Raw genomic sequence first — 25,253 nt, 5'->3', positions numbered from 1 at the left:
ACCCAGCGGGTATTGCCATGCCGATTTGCATCATCACCTCGATCGAGGCCCTTATCGTCGATCTGCCAACCATTCGCCCGCACAAGTTGGCCATGCACACCTTGCAGAACCAGACTCTGGTGATCATCCGAGTGCGCAGCAGCGATGGCATCGAGGGCATCGGTGAGGCCACCACCATCGGCGGCCTGAGTTACGGCAACGAAAGCCCCGACAGCATCAAGGTCAACATTGATCGTCACATCGCGCCGTTGCTGATCGGCCAGGACGCCAGCAACATTAACGCCGCCATGTTGCGCGTGGCGCGCAGTGTGCGCGGCAACACCTTTGCCAAATCCGGCGTGGAAAGCGCCTTGCTCGACGCCCTTGGCAAGCGCCTGGGCCTGCCCGTCAGCGAGTTGCTCGGCGGGCGCGTGCGCGATGCGCTGCCGGTGGCCTGGGCATTGGCCAGCGGCAATACCGCGCAGGACATCGACGAAGCGCAGAAGATGCTCGACCTGCGCCGCCATCGCCTGTTCAAGCTGAAGATCGGCGCAGGGCAGGTCGACCATGACCTGGCCCATGTGATCGCGATCAAAAAAGCCCTGGGCGATCGCGCCAGTGTGCGGGTCGACGTCAACCAGGCGTGGGACGAAGCCGTGGCCCTGCGCGCGTGCCGGGTGCTGGGCGACAACGGCATCGACCTGATCGAGCAGCCGATCTCGCGCAACAATCGTGCCGGCATGGCGCGGCTCAATCTGTCGAGCCCGACGCCGATCATGGCCGACGAGTCCATCGAATGTGTCGAGGATGCCTTCAACCTGGCCCGCGAAGGTGCGGCGTCGGTGTTTGCCCTCAAGATCGCCAAGAACGGCGGCCCGCGCGCAGTGTTGCGCACGGCGGCTATTGCCGAAGCGGCCGGTATCGGCCTGTACGGCGGCACGATGCTGGAGGGCGGTATCGGCACCCTGGCGTCGGCCCATGCCTTCCTGACCCTGGACACACTGGCGTGGGGCACCGAACTGTTCGGCCCGCTGTTGCTCACCGAAGACATCCTTGTCGAGCCGCCGCTGTACCGCGATTTCCAGCTGCATGTCTCCACCGCACCGGGCCTTGGCCTGGTCATCGATGAAGAGCGCCTGGCGTTCTTGCGTCGCGATAAACCCTAAGAGGCACCTGCCATGTTGTTCCACGTAAAAATGACCGTGAACCTGCCCGTCGACATGCACCCCGAACGCGCCGCCAGCCTCAAGGCCGAAGAAAAAGCCTTGGCGCAGCGCCTGCAGGAGTCCGGCCAGTGGCGCCACCTGTGGCGCATCGCCGGGCACTACGCCAACTACAGCGTGTTCGACGTCGACAGCGTGCAGCAACTGCACGACCTGCTGATGCAACTGCCGCTGTATCCCTACATGGCCATCGAGGTGAATGCCCTGTGCCGACACCCGTCGTCGATCCATGAAGACGACCGCTGAGTCTGATTTGCGCCCGATAATTACAAGATGAGGATTGCACCATGTCCATTCGACTGTCCCAGACCGCCCACGCCCAGCAGTTTCTCGAAGAAGCCAGCGGCAACTGCAACGCCGGCGGCAACCCGCGCGCCAAAGCGCTGATCTACCGGATTTTGCGCGACACCGTGAACATCATCGAAGACCTGGAGGTGACCCCGGAAGAATTCTGGAAAGCGGTCAACTACCTCAACGAGTTGGGCAAACAGCAGGAAGCCGGGCTGCTCGCCGCCGGGCTTGGCCTGGAGCATTACTTGGACATGCTGATGGACGCTGCCGACGAAGAGGCCGGCAAGACCGGCGGCACCCCGCGCACCATCGAAGGCCCGTTGTACGTGGCCGGCGCGCCGCTGTGCCAGTACGAAGCCCGCCTGGACGACGGCAGCGACGATGCCGTGCCGCTGTTCATGCGCGGCCAGGTACGCGACACCCATGGCAAGCCACTGGCCGGAGCGATTGTGGATGTGTGGCAGGCCAATACCGGTGGCACCTACTCGTGGTTCGACGCGACGCAGTCGGACTTCAACCTGCGCCGCCGCATCGAGACCGACGCCCAGGGCAACTACCGTTTTCGCAGCATCGTGCCGTCGGGCTACGGCTGCCCGCCGAGCGGGCCGACCCAGCAGTTGCTCGATCAACTGGGGCGCCACGGGCAGCGCCCGGCGCATATCCATTTCTTTATCTCTGCGCCTGGACATCGGCACCTGACCACGCAGATCAACCTGTCGGACGACCCCTATCTGCATGATGACTTCGCCTATGCCACCCGTGACGAACTGATCGCCCAGATCCGCTTCAGCGACGATCCGCAACTGGCGCGCGAGTTTGGTGTGCAAGGGCGCTTTGCACAGATTGATTTTGACTTTGAGTTGCAGGCGGCCGACGCGCCGGTAGAACAGAAACGCATGCAGCGGGTGCGCGCCCTCGAAGACTGAATGCGGTCAAACATGTGGGAGGGGGCAAGTCGAATGGTCGCACCGCCCCTCCCACATTTGATCTGTGTCGTGCCTGACTATTTGCGCACGACCAGATCCAGCACTTCATCCCGATCCTTGATCTTCTGCAGCACAATCTCCGAACGGATATCCATCACTCCCGCCGTGCGGTTCAGGTGGTTCACGATAAAGTCAGAAAAATGCTTGAGGTTGCGCGCCTGCACCCGCAGCACGTAGTTGCTCGCGCCGGTGATCACATAGGCGCTGGCCACTTCCGGCCAGCCTTGCACCTTCTTGATGAAGGTCTCGTGCCAATCCTCTACGTCCTGACGCAAGGACAGGTGGACGATGGCTTCCAGTTCGATCCCCAATTGCTCGGCATTCAGCACCGCACGGTAGCCGCTGATTACACCCTCGCTTTCCAGCAGGCGCAAACGGCGCAGGCAGGCGGAGGGCGACAGGGCGACTTTTTCCGCCAGTTCCTGATTACTGATACGGCCGTCCTGTTGCAGAAAATGCAGGAGGCGCAGGTCGGTGGCGTCAAGGATCATGCTTAGAATAAATCCGCGTGTTTGAAGGTTTAATTCGAATTTCCTACAGCTTAATTAGCTTGTCGCCCAGCACTTTGCACGAAAATTCTTTAAAACTTCGTTAATAATTTGGTTCATCTTCTCTTATAAGAATCAGGACCTGCCATGACCTCCCGAAGCCATTGCCAAACCCTGGATGCCCAGGACCCGCTGGCACCGCTGCGTGCATGCTTTGCCTTGCCCCAAGGCGTGATCTACCTGGACGGCAACTCCCTCGGCGCACGCCCGGTGGCATCGCTGGCGCGGGCGCAACAGGTGATTGCCCAGGAGTGGGGCGAGGGCTTGATTCGCAGTTGGAACAGCGCCGGCTGGGCAGACCTGTCCCTGCGCCTTGGCAACCGCCTGGCCCCACTGATCGGCGCACGCGACGGCGAAGTCGCAATCACCGATACCACTTCGATCAACCTGTTCAAAGTGCTCAGCGCCGCACTGAGCGTGCAGCGCCAGCGGGCGCCGACGCGCAGGATCATCGTCAGCGAGGCCAGCAACTTCCCCACCGACCTGTACATCGCCGAAGGCCTGGCCGAGTTGCTGCAACAGGGCTATTCGCTGCGCCTGGTGGACGGCCCGGACGAGCTGACCCGGGCCATCGACGCCGACGTGGCGGTGGTGATGCTCACTCATGTCAACTACAAAACCGGCTACATGTATGACATGCGGGGCATGACCGCCCTGAGCCATGAGTGCGGTGCGCTGACGATCTGGGACCTGGCGCATTCGGCGGGCGCGGTGCCGCTGGACCTGCATCAGGCCGGCGCCGATTACGCGATTGGCTGTACCTACAAATACCTCAACGGCGGCCCCGGCTCCCAGGCATTCGTGTGGGTCAACCCGGCGCTGGTGGACCTGGTGCGCCAGCCGTTGTCGGGCTGGTTCGGGCATACGCGGCAGTTCGCCATGGAATCCAGCTATGCGCCGAGCGCCGGCATTGCTCGCTACCTGTGCGGCACCCAGCCGATCACTTCGTTGGCGATGGTGGAATGCGGTCTGGAGATTTTTGAACAGACCGACATGGCCAGCCTGCGCCGCAAATCCCTCGCGTTGACCGACCTGTTTATTGCCTTGGTGCAGACCCGCTGCGCCGCCCATGGCCTGCAACTGATTACCCCGCGTGAACACGCCAAGCGCGGCAGTCATGTGAGCTTCGAGCATCCTGAAGGCTATGCGGTGATCCAAGCGCTGATCGCCCGTGGCGTGATCGGCGACTACCGCGAACCGCGCATCATGCGCTTTGGGTTTACGCCGCTGTACACGAGCTTTACCGAGGTGTGGGATGCGGTGGAAATCCTTGGTGAGATTCTAGATAACAACACCTGGGACCAACCCCAATTCAAGGTCCGCCACAGCGTTACCTGAATAAACGCCGGAGAAATGTGGGAGGGGCCTGCCGCCTCCCACAGGGGATCTGTGACAACGGTTAGACAGTACAACCACAATAATAAAGAGGCACACCACAGTGACCACACCAGACAACGGCTTTGCCGAAATCACCCATCGCGAACTGGGCCTGAGGCGCCAGCTCACCTCCGGCCAGATGAGCATGATCGCCATCGGTGGCGCCATCGGCACCGGGCTGTTCATGGGCAGCGCCTACGCCATCGGCTATGCCGGGCCCAGCGTACTGGTGAGCTACGCCATCGGTGCGTTGATCACCTTGCTGCTGATGGGCTGCCTGGCGGAGATGACGGTGGCCCATTCCACCTCCGGTTCCTTCGGCGCCTATGCCGAGTTCTATATCAGCCCGCTGGCCGGGTTCCTGGTGCGCTATGCCTATTGGGCCGCGATTGTGCTGGCGGTGGGCGCCGAGGTCACGGCGGTGGCGATGTACATGAAGTACTGGTTCGCCAACGTGCCGGAGTGGGTGTGGATCGTGTCGTTTTCCGGCGTGCTGATTGTGCTCAATGCCATCAGCGTGAAAACCTTCGGCAACTTCGAGTACTGGTTTTCAACGATCAAGATCAGCGCCATCGTCGGCTTCATTCTCCTCGCGGTGTACGTGGTGTTCGGTTCCGCCAACCCGGACTACGGTGTGCAGAACTACACGGCTCATGGCGGTTTCTTTCCCCACGGTGTGAGCGGTATGTGGATCGCGGTGATCGTGTCGATCTTCAGTTACCTGAGTGTGGAGATGATCGCCGTGGCCGCCGGTGAAGCGGCCGACCCGGAGCGTGCGGTCAAGCAAGCTTTTCGCGCGACCATCGTGCGCCTGGTGGTGTTCTACCTGCTGACCCTGGCGCTGATGCTCGCCATCGTGCCGTGGAACCAGGCCGGCCAGGCCCAGAGCCCGTTCGTCACGGTGATGCAGACCCTCGGTATCCCCGGCGCCACCGGGGTGATGAATTTCGTCATCCTGATCGCGGCGCTGTCGGCGATGAACAGCCAGCTCTACATCACCACGCGCATGATGTTCAGCCTCTCGCGCGCCGGCTTTGCGCCCAAGGCCATGGGCACGTTGAGCAAGAGCGGGATACCGCTGAACGCGCTGGTGCTGTCCAGCTCGGGCATCGCCCTGGCGACCTTGCTCAACGTGGTGTACCCGCAAAGCTCGTTCACCTTGATGATGGCGATCTCGATGTTCGGTGCGATTTTCACCTGGTTCATGATCTTCCTCACCCACCTGTTTTTCCGTCGCTATCGCAAGCGCCACGGTGGGCCGAACCTGTCGTTCCAGTTGCGCCTGTTTCCCTGCAGCACCCTGCTGGGGTTGGTGCTGATGGGCGCCGTGATGATCACCACCTACTTCACCGAGGCGTTCAAGCTGACTCTGGTGTTTGGCGTGCCGTTTCTGCTGATACTGTCGGCGGTGTACTACGGGTTTTTCCGCAAGGGCAGGGCCAGCGCGTCGAACAAGGCCTTGGCGTAACCCGGCAGTTGTTCGAACGAGCGCGCACATAGCAGCAATCGCCGAGAGGCCCAGTCTTCGCGCAGCGGCTGGGCTTTGAAGCGGTGTTTTCCTGACCAGCGTTCCAACGCGGCCTGGGGCACGATCCCCAGGCCGGCGCCGCGCGCGACCATGCGCATCAGCCCATCAAAGCTCTCGGTGCGAATCCGCGTGTGCAAACGAAAGCCGGCGTGCAGCGCCTGTTCTTCCAGGTACACCGCCAGCGCACTGTGGGCCGCCAGGCCGACGAAGTCGTGTTGCAGGCTATCGATAAAGCTGGCCTGTCCTGCCGCCAGTGCATGCGTCGGCGGCATGATCAGCACCAGCGGGTCGTCGCGAAAGGGCAGGGTCTGCAAACCGTGGGTATCCACCGCGTCAGAGATGATCCCCAGGTCGGCCGTGCCTTGGCGCAGCGCCTGGGTGATGCGCAGGCTGGGCAGCTCCTGCAGGTCGATATCCAGGTAGGGATTGTCACGCAGCACATCCGCCAGCAGTTCCGGCAGGTATTCGCTCAGCGCCGTGGTGTTGCACAGCAGGCGCACCTGGCCTTTGACGCCATTGGCATACGCCGCCAGGTCTTGTTGCAGGTGGTCGGCCTGTTGCAACAGCAGGCGCGCGTGGCGGGCCAGGGCCTTGCCCGCGGGCGTCGGGCTGACACCACGGCGACCGCGTTGCAGCAACTCGATCCCCAGCGACGCTTCCATGGCCCGGATTCGCGCGCTGGCGGCGGCCAGGGACAAATGGCTGCGGGCTGCGCCAGCGGTGATATTGCCGGCGTCCAGCGTGTGCAGGTAGAGGCGCAGGTCGATCAGGTCAAAGTGCATGGCCGGTTTCTCGGGTGGCTGGGCGGGCCTTATCGGGCCTTGCTCCGGATGAAGCTTCAAGCCTCAAGTAAAACAAGAGGCTGCCTAAGTATATGGCGAATTTTCGCGCTCATCGAAAATCGTCACAATCGGCCCATGACGACCTTCCTCACGTTCTATCAAAATATCGGCTTGGCCTTGTCTTTGCTGGTGATCGCCACCTTTATGCTGGCGGGCACCGTCAAAGGGGTTATCGGTTTGGGCTTGCCCACCGTGGCCATGGGCCTGCTCGGTCTGGCTATGTTGCCGGCGCAGGCTGCGGCGTTGCTGATCATTCCGTCGACCGTCACCAACCTCTGGCAACTGGCATTCGGCGGCCATCTGAGTGCGCTGGTCAGACGTCTGTGGCCGATGCTGTTGCTGATTTTTCTCGGCACCGGGCTCGGTACGGCGTGGTTGGGCATCGACGGCGGCGGCTGGGTGGCGCACGCCTTGGGCGCAGCGTTGCTGGCGTACGCCTTGAGCGGGTTGTTTTTGCCCACGTTCAAGGTCGGCTCGGCGGCGGAGCGCTGGCTGGGCCCGCTATGCGGATTGCTCACCGGCGTCGTCACCGCAGCCACCGGGGTGTTTGTGATTCCGGCCGTGCCATATCTGCAGGCGCTGGGCTTGCAGCGCGATCAACTGGTGCAGGCGCTGGGGCTGTCGTTCAGCGTGTCCACCCTGGCCTTGGCTGGCGGGCTGGCCTGGCGCGGTGGGCTGGGCGGCGCTGAATTGAATGCTTCATTGCTGGCGCTGGTGCCGGCGCTGTTGGGCATGTGGCTGGGCCAGTGGGTACGCCAGCGCATCAGTGCCGTGGTGTTCAAAAGGGTATTTTTTGTCGGCATGGCGCTGTTGGGGGGGCATCTGCTGATCAGTGGTTAATAATGGCCGCCTATTCGTGCTTGCAGATCAAATGTATTTTGCCGGTTCATGGCTTATTCGAAGGGGTCTGGGTGGATAGTCTGCGTCCAGACCTTTCAACCTTCTGGAATCTCCCATGAAAAAAGTCCTGTTGCTCAACGGCGGTAAACAATTCGCCCACTCCGATGGCCGCTACAACGCTACCCTGCATGACACCGCAGCGGCGGTGCTGGACCGTGCCGGTATCGACGTCAAAGTCACTCATATCGACGCCGGCTACGACGTGGCCGAAGAGGTCGCCAAGTTCCTGTGGGCCGACGTGATCATCTACCAGATGCCCGGCTGGTGGATGGGCGCGCCGTGGATCGTCAAGAAGTACATCGACGAAGTCTTCACCGAAGGCCACGGCAGCCTGTATGCCAGCGATGGTCGCACCCGTTCCGATGCATCGCAGAAATACGGCAGCGGTGGCCTGATCCAGGGCAAGCAGTACATGTTGTCGCTGACCTGGAACGCACCGCAGCAAGCCTTCGACGACCCCAGCGATTTCTTCGAAGCCAAGGGCGTGGACGCGGTGTACTTCCCGTTTCACAAGGCCAATCAATTCCTCGGCATGACCGGCCTGCCGACTTTCCTTTGCGTGGATGTGATGAAACGCCCGGCCATCGACGCGGATGTGGCGCGCTATGAGCAGCATCTGGCGCAGGTGTTCAACCTCTCGGTGTAAGCTGCGCCTCACGATGAGAGAGGAGCGCCCGTGAAAGCCCGATCCGATGAGCTACAGATTTTTGTCAGCGTGATCGAGTGCGGCTCGATTTCCGCAGCGGCGGAGCAGGCCGGGCAGACGCCGTCGGCGGTCAGCCGGACGTTGTCGCGCCTGGAAGCCAAGCTCGACACCACGCTGATCAACCGCACCACGCGGCGCATGGACCTGACCGAGGAAGGCAAATACTTCTTCGAGCAGGCCAAGGCGATTCTGGCGCAGATGGATGAGCTGGAAGAACGCCTCAGCTCGCGCCAGCAAACACCGGCCGGGCGCCTGCGCATCAATGCGGCGGTGCCGTTCATGCTGCACGGGATCATTCCGTACATCGCCGAATTTCGCCGCCTGTATCCGCAGATCCAACTGGAGCTCAACAGCGATGACCTGATCATCGACCTGCTGGAACAGAGCACCGACATTGCGATTCGCATCGGTGCGTTGGCCGATTCGAGCCTGCATGCGCGGTCCCTGGGCTGCACCCCGCTGCATATCCTTGCCAGCCCCGACTATCTTGAGCGCCACGGCACGCCACGCACGGTCGCTGACCTGGCGGATCACACCTTGCTGGGTTTCACCCAGACCGAAACCCTCAACCATTGGCCGCTGCGCCATGCGGCAGGCGACCGCTGGCTGATCCAGCCGAGCATCGGCGCTTCCAGCGGCGAAACCCTGCGTCACCTGGCATTGGAAGGGCAGGGCATTGCTTGCCTGTCGAACTTCATGACCTTCGACGACATCGACGCCGGGCGCCTGGTGCCGCTGCTGGAAACGTTTTACAGCGGCTACCGCCAACCGATCCACGCGGTGTTCTATCGCAACTCGCAGTTGGCACTGCGCATCCAGTGCTTCCTGGACTTTATCCAGGCCAAGCTGGCGCGGTATGCCTGCTGATTCGACGGTCATGTGAGAGCGGGCTTGCACCCCGATGGCGCCCACTCGGCCTTCAAGACTAGCCCCACCCCGCTCAATTCCGTACCATTCCCGGCCTTATTCCCCGCAATACCCTGGTACCTCATGAACCTCACCCGTCTGCGCGCCGATGCCCTGGCCGGCCTCACCACGTCCTTTGCGTTGCTGCCCGAATGCATCGCCTTCGCCCTGGTCGCTCACCTCAACCCACTGATGGGCCTGTACGGCGCCTTTATCATCTGTACCCTCACCGCGCTGTTCGGCGGGCGGCCGGGGATGGTGTCCGGGGCGGCCGGTTCGATGGCGGTGGTGATCGTCGCGCTGGTGGTGCGGCACGGGGTGGAGTATCTGCTCGCCACCGTGCTGCTGGGCGGGTTGATCATGGTTGCGTTCGGCCTGCTGCGCCTGGGCAAGCTGGTGCGCATGGTGCCGCACCCGGTGATGCTGGGGTTCGTCAACGGCCTGGCGATCATCATTGCCCTGGCGCAGTTGGAGCATTTCAAGAACGGCGAGGCCTGGCTCAGTGGCACGCCGCTCTACGTAATGAGCGGCCTGGTGCTGGTGACCATGGCGATTGTCTATGGGCTGCCGCGCATCACGCGCGCAGTGCCGCCTGCGCTGGTGGCGATCCTCGGCGTGGGTCTGGCGGTGTACCTGCTGGGCTTGCCGACGCGCACCCTGGGCGACATGGCTCACATCGCCGGTGGCCTGCCCGGCTTTGCGCTGCCGCAGGTTCCCTGGACCCTGGAAACCCTCGGCATCATTGCGCCCTACGCGTTCCTGATGGCGATGGTCGGCCTGCTGGAGACCCTGCTGACCCTCAACCTCACCGACGAAATCACCGAGACCCGTGGCTACCCCGACCGTGAGAGCGTGGCCCTGGGCGCCGCGAACATGGTCTCGGGCCTGTTCGGTGGCATGGGCGGTTGCGCGATGATCGGGCAAACCGTGATCAACCTCAGCTCCGGCGGACGCGGGCGTTTCTCCGGGGTGTTTGCCGGGGTGATGATCCTGTTGTTCATTCTGTTTTTGTCGCCGCTGATCGAGCGGATTCCACTGGCGGCGCTGGTGGGGGTGATGTTCGTGGTGTCTCAACAGACCTTCGCGTGGGCGTCGTTGCGGGTGATCAACAAGGTGCCGCTCAATGATGTGCTGGTGATTATCGCAGTGACGGTCATCACCGTGTTCACCGACCTGGCCACCGCGGTGCTGTGCGGGATCGTGATTGCGGCACTGAATTTTGCCTGGCAGCAGGCCCGCGAGCTGTACGCCGACGAACACGTGGAAGCCGACGGCAGCAAGCTCTATCGCCTGCATGGCACTTTGTTCTTCGCCTCAACCACGCCGTTCCTGAACCAGTTCGATCCGGCCAACGACCCGGCCCAGGTGACGCTGGACTGTCGCCACCTCAGCTTCGTCGATTATTCGGCGATTGCCGCGCTGATGACCCTGCGCGAGCGCTACAACAAGGCCGGCAAGCATTTGCGGGTGCTGCATTTGTCTGAGCGCTGCAAAAAACTGCTCAAACGCGCGCGGGTGCATCACGACTGACTCCGCCCAGAGCGAAGAGCTATGGCCCCATCAGGTCTTCGAGTTCCTGGGCGCGGGTCTGGGTCATGTCCAGCACGCAGCCGGAGCCGTTGACCCGATCGATGGAACCACCGGTCGCCGAGCCGGCAAAGGCGCAATTGGCGTCGCGATACTTTATCCACAGGCGCTGCACGTCCTGCAGCTGCTGTTTACGTGGGCCTTCCTGGGCGGCGAGGGCGGTTTTGTAGGCGCGGTTCAGGCGATCGTCCTGAACCTTGGCCTCCTTGGTGTTGCAGGTGACCATGTCGAGCGTGGTGTTGGCGCTGTCCATGCACTTTGTCAGCGCGGCGTTATCGGCGGCCGTTGCGTGGCCGCACAAGGCCAGAAGCACGGCGGCGGCGGCGAAAGAGCTACGAGTCATCATCGATTTTCCTGAGCGTGAGTGGGTGCGCATTCTAAGACCCAGCGGCGCGGTCTGAGTTTCCGCCAGCGTCCGATCCTCATGTAAGAACACCTTCCTGATTTTCATCCGATGGCGCCGAACATGTCCGACGGCGACAGCGCTTATCCGTGGACGAAAGTTACTTTCATGCAGTTTGAAAATCCCGTGGGGAAATGATTTATGAATTTCACAACCAATTCGACGTGACCCTTTCCGAGGAGTACCGCATGGCCGCATCACCGGGCTTTGGGCTGTTGGCATACGCTGCCATCGCCATCATTGCATTGATCGTGCTGATTGCACGTTACCGACTCAACCCGTTTATCGTCATCACCCTGGTGTCTATCGGCCTGGCGCTGTTGGCCGGGATGCCGGCCGACACCATCATGGGCTCCTACGAGGCGGGCGTCGGCAAGACCCTGGGACACATCGCCCTGGTGGTGGCGCTGGGCACCATGCTCGGCAAAATGATGGCCGAGTCCGGCGGTGCCGAGCAGGTGGCGCGCACCTTGATCCATCGCTTCGGCGAGCGCAATGCGCACTGGGCCATGGTGTGCATTGCCTTTCTGGTGGGGCTGCCGCTGTTTTTCGAGGTGGGCTTTGTGTTGCTGGTGCCCATCGCGTTTACCGTGGCGCGGCGCGTGGGGGTGTCGATCCTGATGGTCGGTTTACCGATGGTCGCCGGCTTGTCGGTGGTGCATGCGCTGGTGCCGCCGCACCCGGCGGCGATGATGGCGGTGCTGGCGTACAACGCGTCGGTGGGGCAGACCGTGCTGTATGCGATTCTGATCGGCATTCCGACGGCAATTATCGCCGGCCCCGTCTACGCCAAATACATCGTGCCGCGTATTCACCTGCCGGCGGAAAACCCGCTGGAGCGCCAGTTTATCGAGCGCGAGCCGCGTAGCCGTCTCCCGAGTTTTGCCCTGACCATGGCCACCATTCTGTTGCCAGTGGTGCTGATGATGATCGGCGGCTGGGCCAATGTGCTGTCCACGCCGGGCACGGGGTTCAACCAGTTCCTGTTATTTATCGGCAACTCGGTGATTGCGCTGCTGGTGGCGACGCTGGTCAGTTTCTGGACCCTGGGCCTGGCTCAAGGCTTCAACCGCGAATCGATCCTCAGATTTACCAACGAATGCCTGGCGCCGACTGCCAGCATCACGCTGCTGGTGGGGGCGGGTGGCGGTTTGAATCGCATCCTGGTGGATGCCGGCGTGACCAACGAGATTCTGGGGCTGGCCCATGCCTTCCACCTGTCGCCGCTGGTGATGGGCTGGTTGTTCGCCGCACTGATGCGCATCGCTACCGGCTCGGCCACGGTGGCCATGACCACTGCCTCCGGTGTGGTGGCGCCGGTGGCCCTGGGCCTGGGCTATCCACATCCGGAATTGCTGGTGCTGGCCACCGGTGCGGGCTCGGTGATCTTTTCCCACGTCAACGACGGCGGCTTCTGGCTGATCAAGGAATACTTCAATATGACAGTGATCCAGACCTTCAAGACCTGGACCGTGCTGGAAACCCTGATTTCCGTGGTTGCCTTCGGTCTGACCTATGGTCTGTCCTGCCTGCTTTGACCCGGAGCCCTTATGGACATCCTCTACCAGATCCGCGCCCGCCAGGCGTCCTTCAGTGCCGGCGAAGGGCGCATCGCCCGGCTGATGCTGGACGACGTAGGCTTTGCCGCGTCGGCCAGTCTGGAGGCACTGTCCCAGCGCGCCGAGGTCAGCACTGCGACCTTGTCACGTTTTGCCCGCAGTGTCGGTTGCCGCGACTTGCGCGATCTGCGCCTGCAACTGGCCCAGGCCAGCGGCGTCGGCAGCCGCTTCCTGGACCCGGTGGGCACACCCGAGCAGTCGGCGTTTCACCGGCAGATCCTGGGGGATATCGAAGCCACGCTGCGCCAGCACCTGGCGGGCTTCGATCAGGCAAGTTTCGCCGACGCGGTCGGCCTGTTGAGCAAGGCGCGCATGGTGCATGCGTTCGGCATGGGCGGCCCGTCCAGCCTGTGCAGCGATGAGTTGCAAGTGCGCCTGGTGCGCCTGGGCTATCCGATTGCCGCTTGCCATGACCCACTGATGATGCGCGTCACCGCCGCCACGCTGGGCCCGCAGCACGTGCTGATCGTCTGCTCGCTGACCGGCCTGACGCCCGAGTTGCTCGACGTGGTGGAACTGGCGCGCAACTACGACGCACGCGTTATCGCCCTCACGCTCGCCGACTCACCGTTGGCGCGCCTGGCCGACGTGGTGCTACCGCTGCAACCGGCCGAAACCAGTTTTATCTACAAACCCACGGCGGCGCGCTACGGCATGCTGCTGGCCATCGACCTGCTCGCCACCGAGCTGGCGCTGGCCATGCCGGACGATAATCAGGAACGCCTGCGCCGCATCAAGCTGGCCCTGGACGACTACCGCGGCGGCCCCGATGCCTTGCCGCTCGGAGATTGAAATGAAGTACGACACGTTGATCCGCCAGGCGCTGATTATCGATGGCAGCAACACCCCGGGATATGTCGCCGATGTAGGCGTGCGCGCGGGGCGTATCGAGGCCATCGGCGAGCTGTCTAGCGGCTCGGCCGCGCAAACAATCGAGGCCAGTGGCCGGGTGCTGGCGCCAGGCTTTATCGACGTGCACACCCACGACGACACAGTGGTGATCCGCCAGCCGCAGATGCTGCCCAAACTCAGTCAGGGCGTGACCACGGTGATCGTCGGCAACTGCGGTATCAGCGCGGCGCCGGTCAGCCTGCGTGGCGATCCGCCGGACCCGATGAACCTGCTGGGGCGGCGTGATGCCTTTGCCTACCCGCGCTTTGCCGACTACCGCCAAGCGGTGGAAAACGCCCACCCGGCGGTCAACGTTGCTGCGTTGATCGGCCATACGGCGCTGCGCAGCAACCACTTGGACGACCTCTACCGCACGGCCACCCAGGCAGAAATAACGGCCATGCGCGCGCAGTTGAAGGAAAGCCTTGAGGCGGGCGCCCTGGGTTTGTCCACCGGTTTGGCCTACGCCAGTGCGTTCAACGCCGAGACCGATGAAGTGCTGCAACTGAGCGAAGAGCTGACCGCTTTCGGCGCGGTGTACACCACCCATTTGCGCAGCGAATTCGAGCCGGTGCTGGAGGCCATGGACGAAGCGTTCCTGATCGGCCGGCATGCCCAGGCGCCGGTGATCATTTCCCACCTCAAATGTGCCGGCGCGGGTAACTGGGGGCGTAGTCCGCAGTTGCTGGCGTCCTTGGAACTGGCCGCGAAAACCCACCCGGTGGGTTGTGATTGCTACCCCTATGCGGCCAGTTCCTCGACGCTGGACCTCAAGCAAGTCACCGATGCCTTCCCCATCACCATCACCTGGTCGACGCCGTACCCCTCCATGGGCGGGCGCGACTTGCAAGACATTGCGGCCGAGTGGGACGTTTCCCTGCTCGACGCGGCCCGTCGCCTGCAACCGGCGGGGGCGGTGTACTACGGCATGGACGAGGCGGATGTGCGGCGCATCCTTGCGCATCCGTTGTCGATGGTGGGCTCCGACGGGTTGCCGGAAGACCCGTTCCCGCACCCGCGCCTGTGGGGCGCGTTCCCACGGGTGCTAGGACATTTCAGCCGGGATGTGGGGTTGTTCCCGCTGCACACGGCGGTGCACAAAATGACCGGCTTGTCGGCGGCGCGGTTTGGCTTGTCGGAGCGCGGTGAAATCCGTGAAGGGCACTGGGCCGATCTGGTGTTGTTCGACCCCTTGCGAGTGCGTGACGTCGCAGACTTCAAGGCACCGCAGCGGGCGGCGGAAGGCATCGAGGGGGTATGGGTCAACGGTGTGTTGAGCTACCACAATGGGCACGCCAACGGTGAACGGCCGGGCCGCTTCCTGGCGCGCAGCGGGGATTTGCGCGGTGGGTTTTGGTCTTTATAGTGGGCGCCTTCACACACGGAGCGATCGCCATGCACTTAGGAAAAGTCACCCCCATCCTGCGAATTTTCGACGAAGCCAAAGCCTTGGAATTCTACGTCGACTTCCTGGGTTTCAAGGTGGATTGGCAGCACCGTTTCGAGGCCAATTATCCGGTGTACCTGCAGGTGTCTTTGGGCGAGTGCGTGCTGCATTTGTCCGAGCACCATGGCGATGCGTCGCCGGGCGCCGCCGTGCGCATTCAGGCGCAAGGCGTGGACGGGTACCAACGGCAATTGCTGGCCAAGGATTATCGTTACGCCAAGCCGGACGTTGAGGAAACTCCGTGGGGCTCGCGGGAGATGAGCATCAAGGATCCGTTCGGGAATCGGCTGGTGTTTGTGGAGGAGGGCGAGGGCTGAGCGGTAAATCGCGGGCAATAAAAAACCGTCTTGGTTAAGACGGTTTTTTTGCGATCCCAGTTAGTGGCTGGGATTGCGAGCTCACTGAAAGCGCTGACCCACCCTGCCGATATTAATGGCGACTATCCTTTCGTGCAAGGCCTGACCACGCTCGGCCTGGTTTGTTTATGTACAAAAACGGCGGCAAAATTTTGCAATGAATCGGTTGGTTTTGACTGCCGATTTGGGACAGCTTCGATGACCGCTAAGGTCTGAAAAGCGGAGCCGCCTCGGTGTATGCCGAGGCGGCTTTTTGCTTTCCTACACCCGGAAGTGGCTTACCATCTGCTGCAACTGGCTGCCCAGTCGGGCCAGTTCCACGCTGGATTTGGCGGTCTCTTCACTGGCGCTGGCGGTCTGTTCCGACACGTCGCGCACGTTGACGATGCTGCGGCTGATCTCTTCGGCCACGGCGCTCTGCTCTTCGGCGGCAGCGGCGATCTGCTGGTTCATCGACTGGATGTTGGACACCGTCCGGGTGATGTTCTCCAGCGACACGCCGGCCTTGCGGGTCAGTTCCACGCTGCTGTCGGTGAGGCTGCGGCTGTTGTTCATCACGTTGGCCACTTGCTGGGTGCCGTTCTGCAAGCCGGCGACCAGGCCTTCGATTTCTTCGGTGGATTTCTGCGTGCGCTGGGCCAGGCCGCGCACTTCGTCCGCCACGACGGCAAAGCCACGGCCGGCTTCACCGGCACGTGCCGCTTCGATCGCTGCGTTGAGAGCCAGCAGGTTGGTCTGTTCGGCCACGGCCTTGATCACATCCATCACGCTGCCGATCTTGTTGCTCTCTTGCTGCAGATGCGTCATGGCGTCGGTGGAGCGCGCCACTTCAGCGGCGAGCCGCTCGATCTGAGCGATGGCCTCGGCCACCACCTTGTCGCCTTCACGGGCCTGGCCATCGGCGTCGGACGCAGCCTGGGAAGCCTGCTCGGCATTGCGCGCCACTTCCTGCACGGTGGCGGTCATTTCATGCATCGCGGTGGCGACCTGGTCGGTTTCGATTTTCTGGCTGTTCACGCCGGCGCTGGTCTGCTCGGTCACGGCCGACAACTCTTCGGCGGCGCTGGCGATTTGAGTCACGCCATCACGAATCCCGCTGATCAGTTCGCGCAAAGTGGTGCCCATGCGCTGGATGCCTTGTTGCAGCACGCCCAACTCGTCGCGGCGGGTGACCTGAATGTTGTGGCTCAGATCGCCGGAGGCAATGCGCTCCACCACGGCCAGGGTGTCCTGGATCGGACGGGTGATCTGGCGGGTAATCACCAGCGCGGCGATGATGCCGACCAGCAGTGCCAGCAAGGTGCTGATCAACTGCAGGCTACGGGCCTGGGCGCTTTCGGCGTCGCGGCGGTCAAGCTGAATATCGTAGAGCTTGTCACTGATGGTGACGATATCGGCTCCCTGGGTGGTCATCTCGGCCCGGGCGGCGACGATGTTGGCGTTGGCAGCCTTATAGTTCTGCACGGCGTTGCGATAGGCATTCAGGGCGGTTTCAAGCGCGGTCAGTGCGCTTTGCTGGCTGCTGCTGAACACGGCGTTCAAACCTTTCAAGCCGTTGATGGCTTTCTCGATTTGTGCCGCGGCGCGGGCTTCGGTGTCAGGGTTGACGTTGTTGGTGTAGCCACGCACTTCGTAGCGGGCCAACTGGAATTCCTGCTTGGCATTGGTCAATGCCTGGAACTGTGTGAAGCGTTCCGGGCTGTCCGGCATCTGCTGCACACTGGTGTCCAGGGCCTCGATCTGAGCGTTGGCGATGTCAGCCTTGTCACCCATGACCTGGCGCGACGCGTTGCCGTTGCGGTAAGCCTCACGCATTTTGTTCAGGGACTGCTGATAGGCGGTGATCACGGCCTTCTGGTCGGTCAGCAGCTTGACGTTTTCCGGGCTCTTGAAACTGTCCAGCAGCTTCTGCTGTTGTGCGGCGAACGCATCCAGGCTGGTCTGTACGTTCTGCGCCACGGCTTCGTCGCCGTTGGCCAGCATGTACTGCAAACGCACGATGCGCAGTTTGGTCAGCGACGCGTTGAGCTGGGTGATATCGCTCATCCAGTTACTGCGATCGATCAGGCTGCCGAGGCTGGTCCAGCCGGTGAGGGCCAGGATCGAGGTGAGGACCAGCACCAGGCCGAAGCCCAGGCCGAGTTTGAGGTTGACGCTGATGTTACCGAACCAGCTGTTCATCGAATGCTCCGCAAAAGTGATTTGTCTGCTGGACGGTGTTGTTGTTTGAGCCAGCCAAGGTGAGTAGACCTGTATCGGCAGGCAGACGAGAATCTGAAACGTTTATTCGTAAAACCCCGGCGCACACTCTTGTACAGCGACCTGCGGCGCCATATCGGTACTCCGCGAAGGCTCATCGGGGGCACATATTCTGTGCTAGTCTGCGGGCCCTTTTAGTTTTGGGCGGTGCGGGAGACAGTGTTTTCAGTACCGTCCTACAGCGGAGCCTATTCATGTCCGAAGTTAATCTGTCCACCGACGAAACCCGCGTCAGCTACGGTATCGGCCGTCAGTTGGGCGACCAACTGCGCGACAACCCGCCGCCGGGCGTGAGCCTGGACGCGATCCTGGCCGGCCTGACCGACGCTTTTGCGGGCAAGCCAAGCCGTGTTGACCAGGAACAAATGGCCGCCAGCTTCAAGGTGATCCGCGAAGTCATGCAAGCCGAAGCCGCTGCCAAGGCTGAAGCCGCAGCCGGTGCCGGCCTGGCTTTCCTGGCTGAAAACGCCAAGCGCGAGGGCATCACCACCCTGGCTTCCGGTCTGCAGTTTGAAGTGCTGACTCAGGGGGACGGCGCCAAGCCGACCCGTGAAGACCAGGTGCGTACCCACTACCACGGCACCCTGATCGACGGCACTGTGTTCGACAGCTCCTACGAGCGTGGCCAGCCAGCCGAATTCCCGGTAGGTGGCGTGATCGCCGGTTGGACCGAAGCCCTGCAACTGATGAATGCCGGCAGCAAATGGCGCCTGTACGTGCCGAGCGAGTTGGCTTACGGCGCTCAAGGCGTTGGCAGCATCCCGCCACACAGCGTTCTGGTGTTCGACGTCGAGCTGCTCGACGTTCTGTAAGACCTGCTGCTGATTACCTGTAGGGGCGAGCCAGCCCGCTCCTACAGGGTTCTTCAGCATGGCTCATGGATGAAACTTGCCATTGATTTCCGTGGCCGGGCGCAACGCTCGGGCATAGCAGAACAGAAACAAATTACGCACCACCTCCTTCAGCACACCGGGTTCGCTCGAACTCAGGCCATTGACGTCCAGGTCGCCCTGGTCCTGCAGTTCACTCAATGCTTCTTCTTCAAGCACTGCACAGACTTCGCCGGTTTCCCGATGCAGGATTCGCAGGTAAGGGTGTGGGCGATCCAGCCAGGCGTCTATCAAATAAGTCATGGTCAATTCTCCTTGATGGGTTTCAATGAGAATAATTCTTATTCGCTGAATAGCAAGTGCCTATTGGCGGTTTTTGGTTTTTTCTGAAGGGGTGTTGCGTTCGATCAACGCAGAGGGCAAAACGCCATCCCGCGACGGGCGCGGGATGGAAGCAGCATATTCAGACTTTGCGCACGAACTCGGATTTGAGTTTCATCGGGCCGATACCGTCGATCTTGCAATCGATATCGTGGTCGCCGTCGCACAGGCGGATGTTTTTCACCTTGGTACCGACTTTCACCACCAGGGAGGTGCCCTTGACCTTGAGGTCTTTGATCACGGTGATGGTGTCGCCGTCCTGCAGCACGTTACCCACGGAGTCTTTCTTCACGGTTTCATCGCCGGCCGCTTCGGTCTCACCGTTAGCGGACCATTCATGGGCGCATTCCGGGCAGACCAGTTGGGTGCCGTCTTCGTAGGTGTATTCGGAATTGCATTTCGGGCAGGGTGGCAAAGTGCTCACTTGCGCTCCTTAAAGGTCAGGATGGCTAAAGTCGCACATTGTATAGGGATTTACGGTCTTGCAGGTTGAATGAAATCTAAATGTGGGAGGAGGTACGCTCCTCCCGCATCAATGTGATTTAGTGCGTGCGTGCCACCGCAAACTCACTCAGCTCAACCAGGGCGTCCCTGTATTCGCTGGCCGGGAGGGCTTCCAGGCATTTGATTGCACGGGCCACGTAGTCACGGGCCAGTTGCGCGGTGTAGTCCAGCGAGCCCGAGGCCTCGACGGCCGCACGGATGCTTTCCAGGTCTTCGATCCCACCTTTCTGAATCGCCTTGCGCACCAGCGCAGCCTGTTCCGGCGTGCCTTCGCGCATGGTGTAGATCAGCGGCAGGGTCGGCTTGCCTTCGGCCAGGTCGTCGCCGACGTTCTTGCCCAGGGTTTCGGCGTCGCCACGGTAGTCGAGCAGGTCGTCCACCAATTGGAATGCCACGCCCAGGTGATCACCGAAGGTGCGCAGGGCTTCGGCCTGTTCGGCGGTCGCGCCACACAGCGCGGCGGCACTATGGGTGGAGGCTTCGAAGAGCATCGCGGTTTTGCCGCGAATCACTTCCATATAGGTTTCTTCGGTGGTGCTGGCGTCACGTACCTTGGACAACTGCAGCACTTCGCCTTCGGCGATGATGCGCGTGGCTTGCGACAGGATCTTCATGACCGGCATCGAGCCCAGCTCGACCATCATTTCGAACGAGCGCGAATACAGGAAATCACCCACCAGCACACTGGGCGCGTTGCCCCACATGGCATTGGCGGTTTCGCGGCCACGGCGCATGCCGGACATGTCGACCACGTCGTCATGCAGCAGGGTCGCGGTATGCAGGAATTCAATCGTGGCAGCCAGCAGGCGCAGATCGTCGCCTTCGCGGCCCAGGGCCTTGCCGCACAGCAACACTAATAAAGGACGCAGGCGTTTGCCACCCGCCGACGTAATGTAGTCGCCAATTTTGGAGACCAGCGGCACTTTAGATGTGAGCTGCTGCTTGATGATGCCGTCGACGGCGCTAAAATCGTCCGCGACCGCGCGGTAGAAAGCTTGGGGTTGCATCAGCGACAGTCGCTCCAGAAGGGTTGCGCGGCATGCTAGGACCCAGGCCCCCGAGTGTCAAGGCGCGATGGACGGCCACTTGCAACAGCTATTTACCTTGCGTACAATCGCGCACCCTGAACTTCCTGGGCAGCACCTGCCTTACGCAATTGCATTCGGGACGTCCATCCCATGCAGCCATGCCAGCCAATACCTCTTCTTATAAAGCGCTGGGTGAGCAGGATTATCGGAGAAATACCATGTCGTACGCAGTAATTGTTACTGGTGGCAAGCAATACAAGGTCGCCCCAGGTGAATACCTGAAGATCGAAAAACTGGAAATCGCTACCGGCGAATCCGTTACCTTTGATCGCGTTCTGTTGGTCGCCAATGGCGATGACGTGAACATTGGCGCTCCAGTTGTTGCTGGCGCTACCGTTGTGGCTGAAGTGATCTCCCAAGGTCGTCACGATAAAGTCCGCATCATCAAGTTCCGTCGTCGTAAGCACCACATGAAGCGTATGGGCCACCGCCAGTGGTACACCGAGATCAAAATCACCGGTATTCAGGCTTAATTTCAGCCTAATTCCTCACTAGGAGAATTGACTCATGGCACACAAAAAAGCTGGTGGTAGTACCCGTAACGGTCGCGACTCAGAAGCCAAACGCCTTGGCGTGAAGATGTATGGCGGCCAGAAAATCATTCCGGGCAACATCATCGTGCGTCAGCGCGGCACCCAATTCCACGCCGGTTACGGTGTTGGCATGGGTAAAGATCACACCCTCTTCGCGAAAATCGAAGGCGTGATCAAGTTTGAAGTAAAAGGCGCGTTCAACCGCCGTTACGTGAGCGTTGTCGCCGCTTAATTGCGCGATCGCTGGAAAAGCCCTGTCTTGCGACGGGGCTTTTTCGTTTGTGGAATGAGTCTCTTGCAAAGCTGTTTGTGATGGGCAAAAGCAGCGGATTTTGCGGATGTTGCTTGAGGTCGCTGCGCTCATTTTTGCAAGAGTCTTATGTCTTGGTTTCTTAAGCTCGTCCATGCGACGAGAGGCGTTTTGTTATGAAGTTCGTTGATGAAGTTTCCATCCGAGTAAAAGCAGGCGACGGCGGTAACGGTTGCATGAGTTTCCGTCGCGAAAAATTCATCGAAAACGGTGGCCCCAACGGTGGCGACGGCGGTGACGGCGGTTCCATCTACATGATGGCCGACGAAAACCTCAACACCCTGGTCGACTACCGCTACACCCGGCACTTCGATGCCGAGCGCGGCTCCAACGGTGGCAGCACTGACTGCACCGGTAAGAAAGGTGAAGATCTGGTCCTGCGGGTACCGGTCGGCACCACGATCATCGATTCCGCGACCCAGGAAGTGATCGGCGACCTGACCAAGGCCGGCCAGAAGCTGATGGTCGTGCAGGGCGGCTGGCACGGTCTGGGGAACACCCGATTCAAGTCCAGTACCAACCGTGCGCCGCGCCAGACCACGCCGGGCAAGCCGGGCGAGCAGCGCGACCTCAAGCTGGAAATGAAAGTGCTGGCGGATGTGGGCCTGCTGGGCCTGCCGAACGCCGGCAAGAGCACCTTTATCCGTTCGGTATCGGCCGCCAAGCCGAAAGTTGCCGACTATCCGTTCACCACCCTGGTACCCAACCTGGGCGTGGTCAGCGTCGATCGCTGGAAAAGCTTCGTAATCGCCGACATTCCCGGCTTGATCGAAGGCGCTTCCGACGGTGCGGGCCTGGGTATCCGCTTCCTCAAGCACTTGTCCCGCACCCGTTTGCTGCTGCACCTCGTCGACATGGCGCCGCTGGATGACACCAGCGCACCGGACGCCGCCGAAGTGATCGTCAGCGAGCTGACCAAATTCAGCCCGTCGCTGGCCGAGCGTGATCGTTGGCTGGTACTGAACAAGTGCGACCAGATTCTCGAAGAAGAGCATGAAGAGCGCGTCAAGGAAATTGTCGACCGCCTGGAGTGGGAAGGTCCGGTCTACGTGATCTCGGCCATTGCCAAAGAAGGCACCGAGCGCCTGACGCGCGACATCATGCGCTACCTGGAAGACCGTGCCGACCGCCTGGCCGCCGATCCGGTGTTCAAAGCCGAACTGGCCGAACTCGACCAGCGCATCGAAGACGAGGCCCGCGCCCAGCTGCAGGCCCTGGACGACCAGCGTGCCCTGCGTCGCAGCGGCGTGAAGTCGGTTCATGACATCGGTGACGATGATTGGGACGAAGAAGACGTGGATGACGAAGACGGTCCGGAAATCATTTACGTGCGCGACTGATTCGTTGCAGTAAACTTAAGCGCCGCTCACTCGAGCGGCGTTTTGGTATCTGTAGTCTTTAAAGCAGTCACGAATAACGTTATGGGCGGCGCTGGGTCGCGCGGCCCTCACTCTAAGGTTGAAGATGATGCGGAGCAAAGTGACAGGTGCGCAGCGCTGGGTCGTAAAGATCGGCAGTGCGTTGCTGACGGCCGATGGCAAGGGTCTGGATCGCGCAGCCATGAGCGTCTGGGTCGAGCAAATGGTGGCCTTGCATGAAGCGGGCGTGGAGTTGGTGCTGGTGTCGTCCGGAGCGGTTGCCGCCGGGATGAGCCGCCTCGGCTGGACCGCGCGACCCAGCGCGATGCACGAGCTGCAGGCCGCGGCCGCCATCGGTCAGATGGGCCTGGTGCAGGCCTGGGAATCGAGCTTTGCCGAGCATGGTCGCCACACCGCGCAGATCCTGCTGACCCACGACGACCTGTCCGACCGCAAGCGCTACCTCAATGCCCGCAGCACCTTGCGCGCGCTGGTGGAGCTTAAGGTGATCCCGGTGATCAACGAGAACGACACGGTGGTCACCGACGAAATCCGCTTCGGCGACAACGACACCCTGGCCGCGCTGGTGGCCAACCTGGTGGAAGCCGACCTGCTGGTGATCCTCACCGACCGCGACGGCATGTTCGACGCCGACCCGCGCAACAACCCCGATGCGCAGCTCATTTATGAAGCGCGTGCCGACGACCCGGCGCTCGATGCCGTGGCCGGCAGCGTCGGCGGCGCCCTGGGCCGCGGTGGCATGCAGACCAAGCTGCGTGCCGCGCGCCTGGCCGCCCGTTCCGGCGCGCACACGATCATTGTCGGTGGGCGCCTGGAGCGCGTGCTGGACCGTCTCAAGGCCGGCGAACGCATCGGCACGCTGCTGTCGCCGGAGCGCGGCATGCTGGCGGCACGCAAGCAGTGGCTGGCGGGGCATCTGCAAACCCGTGGCACCCTGGTGCTGGACGACGGCGCGGTTTCGGCGTTGTCCCAAGGCAACAAAAGCCTGCTGCCGGTCGGCGTCAAGTTGGTGCAGGGCAGTTTCCGCCGTGGCGAGATGGTGGTGTGCGTGGCGCCGGATGGTCGCGAGATCGCCCGTGGTCTGGCCAATTACAGTGCCCTGGAAGCGCAGAAGATCATCGGGCAGCCGTCCGACGCGATTGTCGGTCTATTGGGTTACATGGCGGAACCGGAACTGGTGCACCGCGATAACCTGATCCTGGTTTAACCAAAGGAATACACAATGCGCGTACTGAAAGGATTGCTCGGCCTGCTGGTGGCCATGCCCCTGCTGGCCTCGGCCGAAGAAATCGGCCAAGTGTCGACAGTGTTCAAGTTTGTCGGCCCCAACGATCGAATCGTGGTCGAAGCGTTCGATGACCCCAAGGTCGACGGTGTGACCTGCTACCTCTCGCGCGCCAAGACCGGCGGCGTGAAGGGCGGGCTGGGCCTGGCCGAAGACCGCGCCGAAGCCTCTATCGCCTGCCGCCAGGTAGGGCCGATTCGCTTCAAGGGCGAACTCAAGGACGGCGACGAAGTCTTCAAGGAACGCACCTCGCTGGTGTTCAAAACCATGCAGGTGGTGCGCTTCCTCGACAAGAAGCGCAATACCCTGGTGTACCTGGTCTACAGCGACCGCCTGATCGAAGGCAGCCCGCAGAACGCGGTGACGGCCATTCCGATTTTGCCGTGGCCGACCGCTCAGTAACCGGCGGGCGAGTTTTGTCATCGGCGTCTATGATTCCAAGCTTGCGGTCTGTAATCTCGAAACGCCGCAATGCAAAGAATATGGGATATCTGGAGTTCGTCATGAGTGTTTTCCACGACCTGAAACTCAAAGCTCTGGACGGGCAAGAGCTGCCGCTGGCGCGTTTCAAGGGGCAAGTTGTGCTGGTGGTCAACGTCGCATCCAAGTGCGGTTTAACCCCGCAATACGCGGCGTTGGAAAACCTTTATCAGCAATACAAGGCCAAGGGGTTCACCGTGCTCGGCCTGCCTTGCAACCAGTTTGCGGGCCAGGAGCCGGGCACCGAACGGGAAATCCAGGACTTCTGCAGCCTGAACTATGGGGTGACTTTCCCACTGGCCAGCAAGATTGAAGCCAATGGCCCGGAGCGTCACCAGCTGTACCGTATCCTCGCGGGGGAGGGCGCTGAGTTTCCGGGCGATATCACCTGGAACTTCGAGAAATTCCTGTTGGGCAAGGATGGTCGCGTGCTTGCGCGCTTCTCGCCGCGCACGGCACCGGATGATCCCAGCGTCGTTCAGGCCATCGAAAAAGCCTTGGCCTGATTCCCTGACCTGCAGGCGCCAATGCGCTCCTGCAGGTGTCCGTCATTTCTAAGCTTTAATCACCCAGATCAATAGTGCTACTCAGCGCGCAACGCCGCCCATATTATCC

General features: G+C 61.6%; 26 protein-coding genes and 2 pseudogenes. 20 read left to right on the top strand and 8 right to left on the bottom strand.

Annotated elements, in window-relative coordinates; translation table 11 throughout:
* Window positions 1–17 precede the first annotated feature (17 nt).
* Genes G7025_RS10615 through catA form a run of 3 tightly spaced genes read left to right on the top strand, consistent with a single transcriptional unit; the run spans window position 18 to window position 2,419 of the window.
* A complete protein-coding gene (locus G7025_RS10615; protein ID WP_181078827.1) occupies window positions 18–1,145 on the top strand; it encodes a muconate cycloisomerase family protein in 1,128 nt (375 codons plus the stop codon).
* Window positions 1,146–1,157: 12 nt separating this feature from the next.
* The gene (catC, locus tag G7025_RS10610) at window positions 1,158–1,448 is read left to right on the top strand and encodes a muconolactone Delta-isomerase (RefSeq protein WP_181078825.1); all 291 of its coding nucleotides are present in this window, start codon (window positions 1,158–1,160) and stop codon (window positions 1,446–1,448) included.
* A 41-nt stretch (window positions 1,449–1,489) separates the two neighbouring features.
* Entirely contained in the window at window positions 1,490–2,419 is a 930-nt protein-coding gene (gene catA / locus G7025_RS10605) for a catechol 1,2-dioxygenase (protein WP_181078823.1), read from the top strand.
* Between the two features lie 77 nt (window positions 2,420–2,496).
* Here catA and G7025_RS10600 read toward each other — a convergent pair whose 3' ends face one another.
* Window positions 2,497–2,970 (bottom strand): Lrp/AsnC family transcriptional regulator, encoded by a 474-nt coding sequence (locus tag G7025_RS10600; RefSeq protein WP_017531067.1) that lies wholly within the window; start codon window positions 2,968–2,970, stop codon window positions 2,497–2,499.
* 144 nt (window positions 2,971–3,114) lie between these two features.
* Between G7025_RS10600 and kynU the strand changes: the two genes are divergently transcribed.
* Both kynU and G7025_RS10590 read left to right on the top strand, forming a co-directional pair.
* Window positions 3,115–4,365, top strand: a complete 1,251-nt coding sequence (kynU, locus tag G7025_RS10595) for a kynureninase (RefSeq protein WP_181078821.1) — start codon at window positions 3,115–3,117, stop codon at window positions 4,363–4,365.
* 100 nt (window positions 4,366–4,465) lie between these two features.
* Window positions 4,466–5,872: an amino acid permease gene (locus G7025_RS10590; protein ID WP_181078819.1), complete on the top strand. Its 1,407-nt coding sequence runs from the start codon at window positions 4,466–4,468 to the stop codon at window positions 5,870–5,872.
* Here G7025_RS10590 and G7025_RS10585 read toward each other — a convergent pair.
* On the bottom strand, window positions 5,818–6,714 hold the full coding sequence (locus G7025_RS10585; RefSeq protein WP_181078817.1) for a LysR family transcriptional regulator: 897 nt from the start codon (window positions 6,712–6,714) through the stop codon (window positions 5,818–5,820). The two genes, G7025_RS10590 and G7025_RS10585, sit on opposite strands and share 55 nt — an antisense overlap.
* Window positions 6,715–6,849: 135 nt before the next feature.
* On the opposite strand from G7025_RS10585, the gene G7025_RS10580 reads away from it, so the two are divergent.
* From G7025_RS10580 to G7025_RS10565, 4 genes are all read left to right on the top strand, one after another.
* Complete coding sequence (locus tag G7025_RS10580) at window positions 6,850–7,614, top strand: sulfite exporter TauE/SafE family protein (RefSeq protein ID WP_181078815.1); 765 nt, start codon at window positions 6,850–6,852, stop codon at window positions 7,612–7,614.
* Between the two features lie 115 nt (window positions 7,615–7,729).
* Window positions 7,730–8,320, top strand: a complete 591-nt coding sequence (locus G7025_RS10575) for an NAD(P)H-dependent oxidoreductase (protein WP_181078813.1) — start codon at window positions 7,730–7,732, stop codon at window positions 8,318–8,320.
* Window positions 8,321–8,350: 30 nt separating this feature from the next.
* Window positions 8,351–9,247 (top strand): LysR family transcriptional regulator, encoded by an 897-nt coding sequence (locus G7025_RS10570; RefSeq protein WP_181078811.1) that lies wholly within the window; start codon window positions 8,351–8,353, stop codon window positions 9,245–9,247.
* Window positions 9,248–9,370: 123 nt separating this feature from the next.
* Window positions 9,371–10,816, top strand: coding sequence for a SulP family inorganic anion transporter (locus tag G7025_RS10565; RefSeq protein ID WP_181078809.1), 1,446 nt, complete (start codon window positions 9,371–9,373; stop codon window positions 10,814–10,816).
* 19 nt (window positions 10,817–10,835) lie between these two features.
* Here G7025_RS10565 and G7025_RS10560 read toward each other — a convergent pair whose 3' ends face one another.
* Window positions 10,836–11,216 carry a lysozyme inhibitor LprI family protein gene (locus G7025_RS10560; RefSeq protein WP_181078807.1) on the bottom strand — a complete coding sequence of 127 codons (381 nt, stop codon included), beginning with the start codon at window positions 11,214–11,216 and terminating at the stop codon, window positions 10,836–10,838.
* 248 nt (window positions 11,217–11,464) lie between these two features.
* Between G7025_RS10560 and G7025_RS10555 the strand changes: the two genes are divergently transcribed.
* The 4 genes from G7025_RS10555 to G7025_RS10540 are packed head-to-tail and all read left to right on the top strand — an operon-like array spanning window position 11,465 to window position 15,550.
* On the top strand, window positions 11,465–12,814 hold the full coding sequence (locus tag G7025_RS10555; protein ID WP_258197669.1) for a GntP family permease: 1,350 nt from the start codon (window positions 11,465–11,467) through the stop codon (window positions 12,812–12,814).
* Window positions 12,815–12,826: 12 nt separating this feature from the next.
* Complete coding sequence (locus tag G7025_RS10550) at window positions 12,827–13,687, top strand: MurR/RpiR family transcriptional regulator (RefSeq protein ID WP_181078803.1); 861 nt, start codon at window positions 12,827–12,829, stop codon at window positions 13,685–13,687.
* Window position 13,688: 1 nt separating this feature from the next.
* Window positions 13,689–15,152, top strand: coding sequence for an N-acyl-D-amino-acid deacylase family protein (locus G7025_RS10545; RefSeq protein ID WP_181078802.1), 1,464 nt, complete (start codon window positions 13,689–13,691; stop codon window positions 15,150–15,152).
* Between the two features lie 29 nt (window positions 15,153–15,181).
* Window positions 15,182–15,550, top strand: coding sequence for a glyoxalase superfamily protein (locus G7025_RS10540; protein WP_181078800.1), 369 nt, complete (start codon window positions 15,182–15,184; stop codon window positions 15,548–15,550).
* Window positions 15,551–15,850: 300 nt separating this feature from the next.
* On the opposite strand, the pseudogene G7025_RS27020 reads toward G7025_RS10540, so the two are convergent.
* Together G7025_RS27020 and G7025_RS27015 are read right to left on the bottom strand one after the other, a co-directional pair.
* A pseudogene (locus G7025_RS27020) lies at window positions 15,851–16,447 on the bottom strand (methyl-accepting chemotaxis protein); the annotation flags it as partial.
* A 258-nt stretch (window positions 16,448–16,705) separates the two neighbouring features.
* Window positions 16,706–17,770, bottom strand: a pseudogene (locus G7025_RS27015) (methyl-accepting chemotaxis protein); the annotation flags it as partial.
* Window positions 17,771–18,042: 272 nt separating this feature from the next.
* Between G7025_RS27015 and G7025_RS10530 the strand changes: the two are divergent.
* Window positions 18,043–18,660, top strand: coding sequence for an FKBP-type peptidyl-prolyl cis-trans isomerase (locus tag G7025_RS10530; RefSeq protein ID WP_034100560.1), 618 nt, complete (start codon window positions 18,043–18,045; stop codon window positions 18,658–18,660).
* A 63-nt stretch (window positions 18,661–18,723) separates the two neighbouring features.
* Here G7025_RS10530 and G7025_RS10525 read toward each other — a convergent pair whose 3' ends face one another.
* From G7025_RS10525 to G7025_RS10515, 3 genes are all read right to left on the bottom strand, one after another.
* Complete coding sequence (locus tag G7025_RS10525) at window positions 18,724–18,981, bottom strand: PA4570 family protein (protein WP_181078796.1); 258 nt, start codon at window positions 18,979–18,981, stop codon at window positions 18,724–18,726.
* A gap of 160 nt (window positions 18,982–19,141) precedes the next feature.
* Window positions 19,142–19,483, bottom strand: a complete 342-nt coding sequence (locus tag G7025_RS10520; protein WP_181078794.1) for a zinc ribbon domain-containing protein YjdM — start codon at window positions 19,481–19,483, stop codon at window positions 19,142–19,144.
* A gap of 118 nt (window positions 19,484–19,601) precedes the next feature.
* Window positions 19,602–20,570, bottom strand: a complete 969-nt coding sequence (locus G7025_RS10515) for a polyprenyl synthetase family protein (protein WP_032885595.1) — start codon at window positions 20,568–20,570, stop codon at window positions 19,602–19,604.
* Between the two features lie 239 nt (window positions 20,571–20,809).
* Here G7025_RS10515 and rplU point away from each other — a divergent pair, with 239 nt between their 5' ends.
* From rplU to G7025_RS10485, 6 genes are all read left to right on the top strand, one after another.
* Entirely contained in the window at window positions 20,810–21,124 is a 315-nt protein-coding gene (rplU, locus tag G7025_RS10510) for a 50S ribosomal protein L21 (protein ID WP_003176051.1), read from the top strand.
* A 34-nt stretch (window positions 21,125–21,158) separates the two neighbouring features.
* Window positions 21,159–21,416, top strand: coding sequence for a 50S ribosomal protein L27 (gene rpmA, locus G7025_RS10505; RefSeq protein ID WP_003176049.1), 258 nt, complete (start codon window positions 21,159–21,161; stop codon window positions 21,414–21,416).
* Between the two features lie 194 nt (window positions 21,417–21,610).
* Window positions 21,611–22,834, top strand: a complete 1,224-nt coding sequence (cgtA, locus tag G7025_RS10500; protein WP_010206489.1) for an Obg family GTPase CgtA — start codon at window positions 21,611–21,613, stop codon at window positions 22,832–22,834.
* Window positions 22,835–22,961: 127 nt separating this feature from the next.
* Entirely contained in the window at window positions 22,962–24,080 is a 1,119-nt protein-coding gene (gene proB / locus G7025_RS10495) for a glutamate 5-kinase (RefSeq protein ID WP_181078868.1), read from the top strand.
* Between the two features lie 15 nt (window positions 24,081–24,095).
* Entirely contained in the window at window positions 24,096–24,560 is a 465-nt protein-coding gene (locus tag G7025_RS10490; RefSeq protein WP_181078792.1) for a CreA family protein, read from the top strand.
* 101 nt (window positions 24,561–24,661) lie between these two features.
* A complete protein-coding gene (locus G7025_RS10485) occupies window positions 24,662–25,144 on the top strand; it encodes a glutathione peroxidase (RefSeq protein WP_181078790.1) in 483 nt (160 codons plus the stop codon).
* The last annotated feature ends 109 nt before the right edge of the window (window positions 25,145–25,253 follow it).

Origin of the sequence: Pseudomonas lurida, assembly GCF_013522705.1 — a bacterium.
Lineage (GTDB): Bacteria > Pseudomonadota > Gammaproteobacteria > Pseudomonadales > Pseudomonadaceae > Aquipseudomonas > Aquipseudomonas quebecensis.
Note: the sequence above shows the minus strand (reverse complement) of the source record. Positions and strands in the feature narration are given on the sequence as shown.

Coding starts and splice junctions, on each gene's coding strand:
- G7025_RS10615 (WP_181078827.1), top strand. CDS start 18: ATGCCGATTTGCATCATCACCTCGATCGAGGCCCTTATCGTCGATCTG.
- catC (WP_181078825.1), top strand. CDS start 1,158: ATGTTGTTCCACGTAAAAATGACCGTGAACCTGCCCGTCGACATGCAC.
- catA (WP_181078823.1), top strand. CDS start 1,490: ATGTCCATTCGACTGTCCCAGACCGCCCACGCCCAGCAGTTTCTCGAA.
- G7025_RS10600 (WP_017531067.1), bottom strand. CDS start 2,970: ATGATCCTTGACGCCACCGACCTGCGCCTCCTGCATTTTCTGCAACAG.
- kynU (WP_181078821.1), top strand. CDS start 3,115: ATGACCTCCCGAAGCCATTGCCAAACCCTGGATGCCCAGGACCCGCTG.
- G7025_RS10585 (WP_181078817.1), bottom strand. CDS start 6,714: ATGCACTTTGACCTGATCGACCTGCGCCTCTACCTGCACACGCTGGAC.
- G7025_RS10580 (WP_181078815.1), top strand. CDS start 6,850: ATGACGACCTTCCTCACGTTCTATCAAAATATCGGCTTGGCCTTGTCT.
- G7025_RS10575 (WP_181078813.1), top strand. CDS start 7,730: ATGAAAAAAGTCCTGTTGCTCAACGGCGGTAAACAATTCGCCCACTCC.
- G7025_RS10565 (WP_181078809.1), top strand. CDS start 9,371: ATGAACCTCACCCGTCTGCGCGCCGATGCCCTGGCCGGCCTCACCACG.
- G7025_RS10560 (WP_181078807.1), bottom strand. CDS start 11,216: ATGACTCGTAGCTCTTTCGCCGCCGCCGCCGTGCTTCTGGCCTTGTGC.
- G7025_RS10555 (WP_258197669.1), top strand. CDS start 11,465: ATGGCCGCATCACCGGGCTTTGGGCTGTTGGCATACGCTGCCATCGCC.
- G7025_RS10550 (WP_181078803.1), top strand. CDS start 12,827: ATGGACATCCTCTACCAGATCCGCGCCCGCCAGGCGTCCTTCAGTGCC.
- G7025_RS10545 (WP_181078802.1), top strand. CDS start 13,689: ATGAAGTACGACACGTTGATCCGCCAGGCGCTGATTATCGATGGCAGC.
- G7025_RS10540 (WP_181078800.1), top strand. CDS start 15,182: ATGCACTTAGGAAAAGTCACCCCCATCCTGCGAATTTTCGACGAAGCC.
- G7025_RS10530 (WP_034100560.1), top strand. CDS start 18,043: ATGTCCGAAGTTAATCTGTCCACCGACGAAACCCGCGTCAGCTACGGT.
- G7025_RS10525 (WP_181078796.1), bottom strand. CDS start 18,981: ATGACTTATTTGATAGACGCCTGGCTGGATCGCCCACACCCTTACCTG.
- G7025_RS10515 (WP_032885595.1), bottom strand. CDS start 20,570: ATGCAACCCCAAGCTTTCTACCGCGCGGTCGCGGACGATTTTAGCGCC.
- rplU (WP_003176051.1), top strand. CDS start 20,810: ATGTCGTACGCAGTAATTGTTACTGGTGGCAAGCAATACAAGGTCGCC.
- rpmA (WP_003176049.1), top strand. CDS start 21,159: ATGGCACACAAAAAAGCTGGTGGTAGTACCCGTAACGGTCGCGACTCA.
- cgtA (WP_010206489.1), top strand. CDS start 21,611: ATGAAGTTCGTTGATGAAGTTTCCATCCGAGTAAAAGCAGGCGACGGC.
- proB (WP_181078868.1), top strand. CDS start 22,962: ATGCGGAGCAAAGTGACAGGTGCGCAGCGCTGGGTCGTAAAGATCGGC.
- G7025_RS10490 (WP_181078792.1), top strand. CDS start 24,096: ATGCGCGTACTGAAAGGATTGCTCGGCCTGCTGGTGGCCATGCCCCTG.
- G7025_RS10485 (WP_181078790.1), top strand. CDS start 24,662: ATGAGTGTTTTCCACGACCTGAAACTCAAAGCTCTGGACGGGCAAGAG.